An 11,435-nucleotide genomic window follows, 5' to 3' on the forward strand; every position below is an offset into this window, starting at 1 on the left:
CACTACTCCTAAAATCCCATTTTCATCTAATTAGGAGTAGTACCACATGCCCATCAACTTAAAAATTCAAAATTACCCTAAACGAAAAAAGCCCTAAATTAATAGGGCTTTTTTTATTTTATCGAAAGTAAACTTTTGCATATTAGTTTACATTCATTTTCCCTTAAAAATTGACTTCATGCCAAATCCTCTGATATCCTCAAAATAAACAACAAAAGTATACATTCAAAACACTATAAAATAAGAGGTCTAAAATCCATGAATAAAAAACCACATCTCATTGATGTCCAACCAATCCGTAGCAAAGAACAGATCGAAAATATGAAATGGGCTCTCAAACGTCATTGTTCTGAACGAGACTATATTCTATTTTTGATTGGTATTCATACAGGATTACGTGTAAGCGATCTACTTCAACTTGAAACACAAACCATAATAAAGCTAAAACGAAAAAAGAGAAAAGAATTCAAAATCAAAGAAGGAAAAACAAAGAAAGAACGCATGATTAACCTTACTTCTATTTTTGATGAAGTCTATTCGTATGCCCAATCACTAGAAAATACCTGGTTATTCCCTTCAAGAAAAGGAGATCAGCCCATTAGTAAGATCCAGGCTTATCGACAATTGCAAAAAGCCGGAGATTTTGCCGGTATAGAATCCGTTGGGACCCACACCATGCGCAAAACCTTCGGCTATTGGTTCTATAAACAAACAAAAGATGTAGCTATGTTGCAAGAAATACTAAACCATAGTACACCAAAAATTACACTGAAATATATAGGTATCAATAAAGAAGAAAAAGACCATATCTTAGACACCTTTTATATATAAGTTAATAATCATATAACAACAACTTTGTTTATTTATCTTCAAGATAATATCTTTCTAATAAATAAACAAAGTTTGTTGTTTTTCTTAATATATCAAGTTGAGGATGATTTCTTACTAAATCCAACAAGCTTGTACGATCATAATAACAATTTAAATTAGTAGGCTTTATGTTACTTTCATTTATCTTAACTAATTTTTCTTTAGCTTCTTTTGAAAATTGACCAGAAGTTATATAACATCCTTTAATTTTAGATTTATCCAAAGCATAATGATGATTTGGTAAAGCATATTGATCTTTAGCATGAGGAAAAGTCTTAGCAAAAAACCATCTTACAGTATTTTTTGTACTACTATCCCCTAAATTTATTATTGTTTTACTTTTAAATCCTTTTAACTCAAATACAATTATTTCATCCATCCTCTGAACCACAATGTCATACTCATAAGGTTTAAGATTAACAGAATGCATAATTCTATCTCCTTGATTAGAATATAAATTTGATACTATAACATACATCAATGATTCAAATAAATCACCTTTTAAATTTTGTAGATTATCTGTATGACCAGTATCTTTCATTACTGCTAATGTAGATTCTATATTTTCTACAACATCTTTACTTTTTTCTTCAAGAGGAAGGTATTGATTATCTAACAATTTCTTTACAGTATCCAATTTATTAATTATTTCTATAACCTTAATACCAAAAATATCTTGTATCGAAAAATTTAATATTTTTAAATTTTGTATCTCCTTTTTAACTTTTGGATCAATTTCATTATAGAAAATAATAGGTAATATCTTTCTAGCATCTCCATGAGTACTATGCCTTACTGACTGTATTCTACTATAAAAACCATATAAATCTTGTTGAGAATATTCCCTATGAATTAATACATCTAAAACAACTAAAGTCTGTTTATCTTTATTTCCAACATCAATTGAAAAACCAGTAGTATTTGTATAGGAATAAACATCCCACAAAAAATCATTATGTTTAGCACCAATAGAAGGATTATCAACCCTTCTATAAGCAATATCATTAGAATCAATAAAATTATGCTTTTTTAGCCATCTAATAATATCTGGAATTAACAAAACATCTAAAGACATTTTTTCAAAATGCAAATTCATTTGATTTTTAATATATGATTCATCAATCACATCATTAGAAATTAAATATTTAATATTTTTTTCTACATTATATTTAATAGATAAAATGCCATTGCTATCTAATTCGTTTATTTCTTTATTAAAAATCAACTAATTTATATCGTTCAATATTTTCAACAGGAACTCCCATTATTTTTTTGGCTTCATACATAGATATAATTTTTTCCTCTTCATTAAATAACCAAAGTAACCGATATAAAGACTGTTTATACTTTCTAGATATTTTTAATAAAATCTCTAAATTTAAATTTGTTTTCAAATCCATATAAACATATTGACCACTTTGAAAAGTAAATGGGCTACTAGTTTTAATTAATCCTTTATCTACAGACCTTTTTATAATTTGTCTAGCATTATGATTTGTAATACCATACTTTTCACACAAAAACTCAATCAACTCTGTAGCCATATAAATAGTATTTTTATTTGAAAATAAATCTTGTATAATTTTATCCCATTTTGAAGTTCTAGCCATTTGTCACACTGCCCTTATATAAATTATATTTTTTTAAAATATATATACCTAATTGTTTTTTTAAAGGAAATCCCATCATATCAATACTTTTCTAAACATAAACTTTCAAAATAACGTCACAATAAGCATTATTTGCAACCAATAAATAGAACAGTCATATCATTTGCAAGGGAATGCTTGTAGACTGATCTATACTGCATTCCCTTATTGTATGTATGCTATATTCTTATTCGCCTTTTTCTAACAGTAGAACCTCGAATTTTGGCGAAGACATTAGTTTTTGCTCTGTCCTGGGGTCCGTCCTCGCTTTTTATTCCACGGTTCCCTTGACCACAAGCCTCCGAACCCTCATCGTCAAAGAACTTTCGCGGCATAAACGCCAGGACTCGGATCATAAATCTTAAAATGGTTATTTTCCAAATAACCTCGCAAAAAAACCTTTGGATTCAGTAGATGCTGTTAATGCTTTTGTTTCTTGTACTTCACGAATTGTTTCAAGTAATTTCTGATCCCGTTTCTCTAACTTATTATCAATATAATCTTGTTGTTTTTGTAATTGTTCAATTAACAACTTATTAAATTCTTCTTGTTTCTCACTATGTTCTCTAAGTCTACTAACTTCATTTTTTAATGCTTTTAATTCTTCAGCTAAAATCTCTCCAACTTCTTTGCTAGGAACAGGTTTTATACTCTCTCCACCTGTAGCAAAGTAATGTTCAATTTGTTTTATTGAATAATTTTGTTCTCGATGCAATTGTTTAACTATCTTCATTTGCTCAAGAGCTTTCTCATTAAAAACATTATAGCCAGATTCATTTTTCTCTAAAGCAATATACATCCTTAACTCTTTCATCCAATTTCTTATAACATTTGGCGATTCATCTAAACACAATGCAACTTCTTTAACAGTCATCGCTATATAATCTGGTTTTTCTTCACCTAGATTTTTACTTTTATCCATCTTTTCACCCACCTTTAAAACCTAAATAAAAACCTAAGTTTTTTAAATATCAAAGGTTATTTTCAAAAAAACTAACCTTGATACCTAAGTTTGATACCTAAGTTTTTACTAATTCATTTTACTAAGGTTCATATCCTTCTGTCATATAAAAATAACAAATTTTTCACAAATCTAAGTTATACTCGATTTTTTTCTTAATAAATGATTATTTAATCCATATAGGGGTATCATCACTTTACGTTCATTTTTCACGATATTTCCCAAAATTAATTTCCGTACATGCTGTAAAATCATATCTTCCGAAATCTATGTTAATTTACTTTTCTTAGAAACTGACAAATACCCCCATACAATCAATTTACATACAATTGATAAGCGACTAGGATTACCTAATAATTCTAACGTTGTTATTTTTTCTGTATAGAAACTAAAGTCCATATAAAAATCTCTCACCAAAGCTCTAAACACCCAAAATATTTCAATAACTTCTTCAGAAATATAGTCACTTAATAAATTTCACGTACTATAGCCGATTAATAAAACCAAATTCAGAAATAGAACATAATCTAACAATCCTCCACCAAAATAAAAACCCCTAGATAGGAGGTTCATTGAATTAATATATATAGCATCCTCTAAACGGACAGTTATTTAATTTATATATCGTATTTCAGCTGAACCTTTAAAATGAGATGTGTTGTATAATAAAAGTAGGGATAGTTTGATATATAGTGTAAAAATAAAGAGTTGAAAGAGGGGATTAATGTGGCATTGATAGTTCCGAAATGCATCTACTGTAAGGTAGATATTAAAAAGGACGAACAAGCATTAGTGATCGTACCCTATCCTAAGAAAATAGGATTTACAGAAATTAAAGCCTATTTAAATTTAGAGGGAAAATTCATTTGCGAAAACTGTAAAAACAAGCTTAATATATAATCAGAGCTATTTTTAATGATTTCCTTATTGAAATTATTAATCTTTTTTATAAAAAGTTCAGGTATAAACAATAATCCCTCTATATTTTGTGCAATCTTTGTTCAAAATATAGAGGGATTATTGTTTGAAATTGATGAATGTGAAGAGAATATAAAAAGAGAACGCCTAGAGTGCCATTTATATGGACAACTCATCAGAATCCTCCTCTGTTCTTCTATAATGTTTCAAATACGACAGTTTCTGTTTGAAAAAAAAAACAAGAGCTAAATGAATACAAAGCCATTTATATGATTAAAGATTACTTTCCGTTACTGTTTCAAGCGATAGCCGTTGGCACAGAAGAAGTTTTAAAAATTCTACATCGTCTTTATCAGCTGCTCAAAAAGAACGGTCGTAAATGTCATCGGTATAAAAAGATGGCCGTCTTTGATATTCTAAAGATTGTGTATAAAACGACAGTGAAACATAGACAAGCTGCCTAGCCAAAAAATTGCGTTTTAATAGGCTTCTTTAGCATGTCTACTTGCTAGTTTTAAAACAAGAATTATTTCGGTATCTAGAAACTTACTTTGCTAGCTTGATGGGCATTGGCGGGACCCCTTATGTTCTTTTGTTATTCCCGACATGTTTATCTCTCTTCTTTACGAATTACCTTTTTCAAATCACCATTGACTCTATATAATGCTTTACTAATATTTGTGATTATTGAATAGAAATTCATTCAATAATCACAAATTCCTATAAATTACAATAATATAACTAGCAACAAGTATCAAGAAACAATCCTGAATTTATGTTTTTATTAACTTGGCTGTTTTTTTCTTTTCATCAGACATATAATACCTGCAATTAGATAAAAGATTCCACCAAATACGCCGATTCCTATGGTAATAATTGAAGTTAATATAGCGGTCGTGATAAAAAGTAACCCAGATGTCTTAGGTCCTTTATTTCCTTTTATGAGTTTAATACTCAAAACGCCTAATATGATAGCAGCTAAAAAGCTTAAAACAATTAACCATCCGATAATTGTCATAGAATCTATAACATTATTTAATTGGTCAGCTGTCAATTCGGAGGGGTCTTTTTCTAAAAGACTTTTCATAAAACCCTCATTATTTGCTAACCAGATTATAAATCCTCCTATCATTAGGAAAAACGCATATATTATGATGCCGATAATCCCTAATGTTATTTCACCTGTATGTTTCATTAAATAATCCTCCTAAAAATCAAAAATAAAATCTTTTTACATATTATTAAACAACTTCCAAAACCTACATTTAGTACCGTATAATTAAAATTATGGTAAATTATAGTTTGAAATAAATTTCACATTTATATTACAATTATATTACAATTATTGAAATTATCAAACATTTAAGTTATATTACAAATGTCAACCCAGAAAAATACATAATTTGAATAAATTGAAAAAACTAAATGAAAGGAGAGAATGTGAATGTCTGTTTTAAATTATCAAAGTATCCAGATTGATAGGATCCTAAAAGTTGCGTTAGCAGCAAGCACTATTGCTTTACTAGCTTATTTTTTCAGTACAACTAACAGCGCTTACATCATTGATATTTGTCAGAAAAATGGTGTGCCTATTACAAAAGGTTTAGCTGAGGCTTTAAGTACAATAAGTACAGTCTATGGGGTTCAATCTGCCTTCTTAGCTTATATGGGAGTAGCTATTGGATGGCCAGTAGCTGCACTTATTGCTGGTGTCGGGGCAGTCGGTCTTTAAGAATTAAAGTCTAGAAAGTTTTAATTCAGATCCTCTCTGTTCCTCAGATTGTTTGGGCTGCGGACATGATCCAATAATTTATTAACCGAATATTAAGAAAATATAGGTTGATGTTCAGGTCATCATGCCCGTAGTCCCATTCATATAAAATCTCCTCTCCTAACTTTCTCCAACAAATCTAACTAGCTAGGAGACTACTATGTGATTATTCTTTTATAAATATATAAAACGGGTGAGCGAAAGTGATAAAGACAATTACAAAACAAAAAATTGACCTATCTAGTTATTGGATATTTATAATTTTTATAAGCTATATATTAATTACTAATATTATGTTATTTCTATCTCAGGAAAATATTGGGGATATAATAAAACTTGAAGGATTTGAAGATAATTTAAAAAACATAGATAATTTACGTTTTTTTTTATTGATTGTAATGGGGATTATGGCTCCTACTATGAATATCTTTTTTAAAGTTATTTTTTTAAACTTTATCATTTATCTTTTTAATCTAGCAAAAGTAATTTCAAAACGAAAGGTTATTTTGATTGCTGTACTTTCTTATATTCCCTCTTTGATAGGTTCAATAATAAATATGTTTGCAACCATTTTTTTGGGGGTTCGTGAATTAGGGTATACAACATTAGTGTCTTATATACATACCGATAGTCAGATATTAAGTGTTATTTATAGTAAAATTAATCCTTTTGAAATATTTGGTGTGCTAATAATGGGATATTTATTAATCCTTTTTATAAACGGAAATTACAAAGACATCTTACGAGTTGTTTCAGCTTGGTATATTATTGATATCACAATATCAGTAATAGCGAAAGTATGGTGATTTAATGTCAAGTTTACTTGTCGATTATAAAAAAGAAACAAAAATAACCTTAATAATTTTCTTTTCTGTATACACCATTACTTCTTGTGTTTCGTTGATTTTCCTAGATTATAAAGTATCTCCAATGAAAGACTTTAATGAAGATTATATTTCATTCCAAACCTTTATTTACATTTTACGGAACAACTTATTTGTTTTCTTATTGTTGTTATTAGGAACAATTACTTTTGGAATATTAACTTTGACCAATATAATTTCAAATGCTATTATGCTCGGTGTTGCTACAAAGGGAATTTTAGAATTGGGACCTATATCTTTTCCCATTTTAATTCACGGAATCCCTGAATTTCTATCTTTTTTTTTAGCAGCAAATTTTGGGTTAAAACCAATAAACTATCATTTCTCAAATTATAAAAAATCCATCAAAATTTGTTTTATTGGATTTATTTTAGTTATTTCAGCAGCATTGATTGAAGCATATATATCTCCAATGGTCATATTATTGCTGAAGTGAAAATTATAACTATATGAAATGATAGATTTGTAGGTGTATACTGTGGATCTTCTAAAATTCTGTTCCTTAATTTTCTTCAAAATAAAATGTCAGATACAAAATTATATCAAGGAGTGAAAACTATGAATACATTATTAAAAATTTCAAATCTCAAAAAAGATTACCCTGATTTCTCCTTGAATAATATAAATTTAGATTTATTAGAAGGAGATATAATGGGGTTGGTTGGGGAAAATGGAGCTGGGAAAACAACATTATTTAAATTAATACTAAATCTAACAAGCTATGAAGCAGGTGATATAAAGATATTCGGAAAAGACTATCAGAATAATGAAAAATATATAAAAAATAAAATAGGGGTGGTATTCGATAATAATCATTTCCATGATTTATTGAATCCTGATGAAGTTGGAAAAATTTTCTCATACATATATGATGATTGGGATAAAAATAATTACTTTATGTATTTAGATAAATTTAAATTACCATTAAAAACAAAAATAAAGGATTTTTCCAAAGGTATGAAAGTTAAACTTAGTTTTGCCGTAGCATTATCTAATAATCCTAAACTATTATTGTTAGATGAATCAACTAGTGGCTTAGACCCAATTATGAGAGTGGACATATTAGATGTTTTAAAGGAATATGTAGAGAAAACACATAGTGGTGTTTTAATTTCAACACATATTTTATCTGATGTTGAACGTATTTCTAATAAATTATCTTTTTTACATAAAGGTAACCTGTTATTTTCTGAATATACATCTGAAATTACTAAAGATAGATCTATTGAGAGTGTGATGAGGGAGCATATTAAAGGGGCTGATTTTAGGTGAAGGGTTTAATACTTAAAGATATTATAGTATTAAAAAATAAATTAAAGCTGTTTCCATTTATATTATTAGGGATACTAGCATTTATAGTTATTTATTTTTTAAATGCAACAGGAGTACTTGTCATAAATATTCTCTTACCTATATTTCTTTGTTCAATGCCTATCCCTTTATTCCTGGAAGATGATAAAGCGAACTGGGACACATATATATTATCTACACCTTTATCAAAAATGAAAATTATTTTGAGCAGGTATATGACTAGCTTTATCATTATTTTCATAACTCTTTTATTGTTAATTTTATTTAATCTTTTGTATTCCTATTTTTTTGCTGCATTTTCTTTAAGTATTCACATGATAACGATATACTCTACATTTTTTATTAGTACAATATACTTATCCCTGCTTCTCCCATCAGTTTACTATAATGGTGCTCAAGGAGGGTCTATAGCTATTCTCGCTTTTATACTAATTTGTTCAGGGTTAAACTATTTAAATGGTGTTATAAAGGTCAATGCATTTTTAACCGTTAATCCCATTTATCTAATAAGTATTTCGATAGCTATTATGACGATATCGATATTAATATCTTTATATACATCTCATAAAATATATTCCAAAAAAACCTAATAGTTACTCGGAAACTTTGCGCTATATATTAGTTAATAATTAAGGATTCATCCTAATTACAGTTATGGTAAAATTTTTTACATATAGAGGTCACAATACATGCCCATCAACTTAAGAACTTTATAAAGCCCCAAAACAAAAGAATTGTACCTTTTCATCTGGGATGTCAAATTTCTCGTTTTAGAGTATTTGCTTTTCTTAGCTTGCTGGTGATGGGGTATCACCAGCATTCCGGAAAAAACCACGCTAAGAGTATCCAAGATTTTATACAGTTTTTTGGCTAAACCAATAATAAACAAGAGCCCTGAACCCACACCAGGACAGGAATATATATAAAGATGAATAGCATTATAGAAAAAGAAAAATCCCTACTTTCAAAGAGAATTCGCCTTTTTCTTGCTACCGATAACGAATTTTACGTCAACTAGCACCTCTTTCTGGGGCTAGTTTTTTTGTTTTCACCTTGTCTTTTTATCTATTGCAAATCGAGTGAAGCGACAACCGTTTTCGGACGAAAAAATGAAATTTTGAGACAGAAAAAACGGTAAAGGTTGTAGGAATCTCCTACCAAGTCAAAAACACCGTTTTTGGGGAGACCATGGTAATCCCGTAGCTTGCCCCCTAACAGAGCGAGCAAAACAAAGAGGGATTTTCCCTCTTTGTTTTTGTCTTTTGGTCTTCCTTTGCTTTTTGTTTGGAATGCTGGCTCGTCGTGTGGGGACGAGACCCCACGGTTTGAAACGTATCATCATAACGAATAAGAACAAATCTAGGACGACTGATCTTGGCGGTTCGGCTCGTATACTTGCTAGTCCAAGTCGAAAACCATTGCATTGCTTTTTGTCCTTCGGCTTGGCGAGAAAAGCAAACGAGCCGAAAAAAGTTTTGCAAGGACATAATAAAAAAAGTAAAGGCGTTAGCCTTTAGGTGAGGATAAACGAACCGACTTTTTTTATTATGAAGGTGGAGATTTTTGAGCGTTGTTTGCTCAAAAATACTACCTGTTCCTTGCGGAACTTTTAGCCCTTTAATAATAGTGATAATAGAGAACATCACAAAAAAACGTGTTAAAGCGTTGATATGACCGGGTTTATCACGGTTTTTAGGGTGTGAGGAAATCCTCACACTTTTAGGGTAAAATGAGAGGATTTCCTCACACCTAAATATTACCAATAGAATGTTTGTTCCTATAAAAAAAGATCATATCAGTATGATATGATCTAAAAAAATCTAACAGGCAAATTCACTTTTTTACCGTCTTTATCCTTAAGGTTTTTTAAAGAATGTTTAAAGAGTCTCATAGTCAATTTGTCTAGTTTTACTTCATTTTTTCTAGGAGCACAAATCATAATATAAGGATTAACAATCCATACCCTAGGGCTTACTGTTCTTCCATTCTCTTCAATTTGTCCTGCACCTTCAGGATTTAATAAAATTTCTTTTTCTCTTAAAGAATTCATAATTTCAGACGTTTGTCTTCTTGACTTACCAATCATCTCAGCAATATCTGAAACTGTAGCAGCTCTAGGAAGATCAAAATCATCTTCATTGTATTTTTTCTTTTTCTTAAACTTATCTTCTCTACAAATGATTACATTACTCCTAAACTCTAAATAAGCTTGAACACAAAATAAATAACTTTGCTCGGCTTGAGTTAAATAGCCTATCTGGTTTAATAAATCTAGATTTCTATGCATCACTTGATTAAACGGCTCCCCTGCAAAAGGATCTTTATTTTTAGCAATATAATGCTCTTCTCCAGTAAGTTCTTTTAACTGTTGTAAAAGTGACTTTTTAAGTTCTTCAGCTTGATCTCTTTGTTTTACATCTTTCTCAAAATTTCTTTTTCTTGCATTACTATTAGCTTGCTTTAAAGCTTGTCCTAAAGTTTGTTCATTTTCTTCTTTCATTATGTCAATTCCTCCTCTTATTGAGGGAATCAACAAAAATACCTATTTTTTGCTATTTGATTATAAATCAAATTATGATAATCTATAATCAGATAAGTGAATGCTAGGTATTTTCGTAGAATACCCTATGAAAAGAGTCATGTTCCAGCATGGCTCTTTTTTTCATTCTATCACGTTTTCAATAACCTTAAAGATGAAAACAAAGTTTCCCTAATTTTTTTATCGTTCCATGTCAAACCCTTTATATTTATTAATTTCCTTCTTATGCTCATGCTCAAAATAATTATTTACCCCTTTATTATCTAAATCTTTTTTTATAATCGCTCTAAACGCCTTAAATTGCTCTTTTAAGACTTTTTTCGTCTGTTGATATAAAACTCTTATATTTGCCTGTAAAACCTTTATATGAGCTTTTAATGAGCTAATTTCCCTATTTAATACACCAACTTCTTTTTGCAACTGACTTTTTTCTTGTTTCAATGTTCGATTTTCTTCCATCCACCCCTCTACATGCACTTTTAAACTTTCATTCTCTTTCACAAAATCTGTTTTTCTCAAACGCTCATAATCT

At 29.4% G+C, this 11,435-nt stretch carries 12 protein-coding genes and 3 pseudogenes; 8 read left to right on the plus strand and 7 right to left on the minus strand.

Annotated features, from left to right (window positions below; all coding sequences use genetic code 11):
- Nucleotides 1-258 precede the first annotated feature (258 nt).
- Nucleotides 259-831, plus strand: a complete 573-nt coding sequence (locus tag LOK41_RS26000) for a tyrosine-type recombinase/integrase (protein ID WP_241818898.1) — start codon at nt 259-261, stop codon at nt 829-831.
- Between the two features lie 28 nt (nt 832-859).
- On the opposite strand, the gene LOK41_RS26005 is transcribed toward LOK41_RS26000, so the two are convergent.
- The 4 genes and pseudogenes from LOK41_RS26005 to LOK41_RS26020 all read right to left on the minus strand — a co-directional run bounded on the left by LOK41_RS26005 (nt 860) and on the right by LOK41_RS26020 (nt 3,879).
- Entirely contained in the window at nt 860-2,095 is a 1,236-nt protein-coding gene (locus LOK41_RS26005) for a hypothetical protein (protein WP_241818899.1), read from the minus strand.
- Entirely contained in the window at nt 2,085-2,480 is a 396-nt protein-coding gene (locus tag LOK41_RS26010) for a hypothetical protein (RefSeq protein ID WP_241818900.1), read from the minus strand. Before LOK41_RS26010 ends, LOK41_RS26005 begins: the two co-directional genes overlap by 11 nt.
- Before the next feature lie 409 nt (nt 2,481-2,889).
- Entirely contained in the window at nt 2,890-3,441 is a 552-nt protein-coding gene (locus tag LOK41_RS26015) for a MerR family transcriptional regulator (protein WP_241818901.1), read from the minus strand.
- Nucleotides 3,442-3,612: 171 nt separating this feature from the next.
- Nucleotides 3,613-3,879, minus strand: a pseudogene (locus tag LOK41_RS26020) (ArsR/SmtB family transcription factor).
- Between the two features lie 624 nt (nt 3,880-4,503).
- Here LOK41_RS26020 and LOK41_RS26030 point away from each other — a divergent pair.
- Nucleotides 4,504-4,862, plus strand: a pseudogene (locus tag LOK41_RS26030) (IS4 family transposase); the annotation flags it as partial.
- 320 nt (nt 4,863-5,182) lie between these two features.
- Here LOK41_RS26030 and LOK41_RS26035 read toward each other — a convergent pair.
- Nucleotides 5,183-5,593, minus strand: a complete 411-nt coding sequence (locus LOK41_RS26035; RefSeq protein ID WP_241818902.1) for a DUF4064 domain-containing protein — start codon at nt 5,591-5,593, stop codon at nt 5,183-5,185.
- 249 nt (nt 5,594-5,842) lie between these two features.
- On the opposite strand from LOK41_RS26035, the gene LOK41_RS26040 reads away from it, so the two are divergent.
- The 6 genes from LOK41_RS26040 (at nt 5,843) to LOK41_RS26060 (ending at nt 9,881) form a co-directional block, all read left to right on the plus strand.
- Nucleotides 5,843-6,130 (plus strand): hypothetical protein, encoded by a 288-nt coding sequence (locus tag LOK41_RS26040; protein WP_241818903.1) that lies wholly within the window; start codon nt 5,843-5,845, stop codon nt 6,128-6,130.
- A 242-nt stretch (nt 6,131-6,372) separates the two neighbouring features.
- Nucleotides 6,373-6,975 (plus strand): hypothetical protein, encoded by a 603-nt coding sequence (locus tag LOK41_RS26045; RefSeq protein WP_241818904.1) that lies wholly within the window; start codon nt 6,373-6,375, stop codon nt 6,973-6,975.
- A gap of 4 nt (nt 6,976-6,979) precedes the next feature.
- On the plus strand, nt 6,980-7,489 hold the full coding sequence (locus LOK41_RS26050) for a stage II sporulation protein M (protein WP_241818905.1): 510 nt from the start codon (nt 6,980-6,982) through the stop codon (nt 7,487-7,489).
- Between the two features lie 122 nt (nt 7,490-7,611).
- The gene (locus LOK41_RS26055; protein WP_241818906.1) at nt 7,612-8,325 is read left to right on the plus strand and encodes an ABC transporter ATP-binding protein; all 714 of its coding nucleotides are present in this window, start codon (nt 7,612-7,614) and stop codon (nt 8,323-8,325) included.
- On the plus strand, nt 8,322-8,954 hold the full coding sequence (locus LOK41_RS29390; protein ID WP_481748841.1) for an ABC-2 transporter permease: 633 nt from the start codon (nt 8,322-8,324) through the stop codon (nt 8,952-8,954). The genes LOK41_RS26055 and LOK41_RS29390 overlap by 4 nt, the downstream gene beginning before the upstream one ends.
- A gap of 714 nt (nt 8,955-9,668) precedes the next feature.
- Nucleotides 9,669-9,881, plus strand: a complete 213-nt coding sequence (locus LOK41_RS26060) for a hypothetical protein (protein WP_241818907.1) — start codon at nt 9,669-9,671, stop codon at nt 9,879-9,881.
- A gap of 293 nt (nt 9,882-10,174) precedes the next feature.
- Here LOK41_RS26060 and LOK41_RS26065 read toward each other — a convergent pair whose 3' ends face one another.
- Together LOK41_RS26065 and LOK41_RS26070 are read right to left on the minus strand one after the other, a co-directional pair.
- Nucleotides 10,175-10,864 carry a Rep protein gene (locus tag LOK41_RS26065; protein ID WP_241818908.1) on the minus strand — a complete coding sequence of 230 codons (690 nt, stop codon included), beginning with the start codon at nt 10,862-10,864 and terminating at the stop codon, nt 10,175-10,177.
- 219 nt (nt 10,865-11,083) lie between these two features.
- Nucleotides 11,084-11,435 (minus strand): annotated as a pseudogene (locus tag LOK41_RS26070) (plasmid recombination protein); the annotation flags it as partial.

Source organism: Bacillus sp. TL12, assembly GCF_022625245.1.
Lineage (GTDB): Bacteria > Bacillota > Bacilli > Bacillales > Bacillaceae_G > Bacillus_A.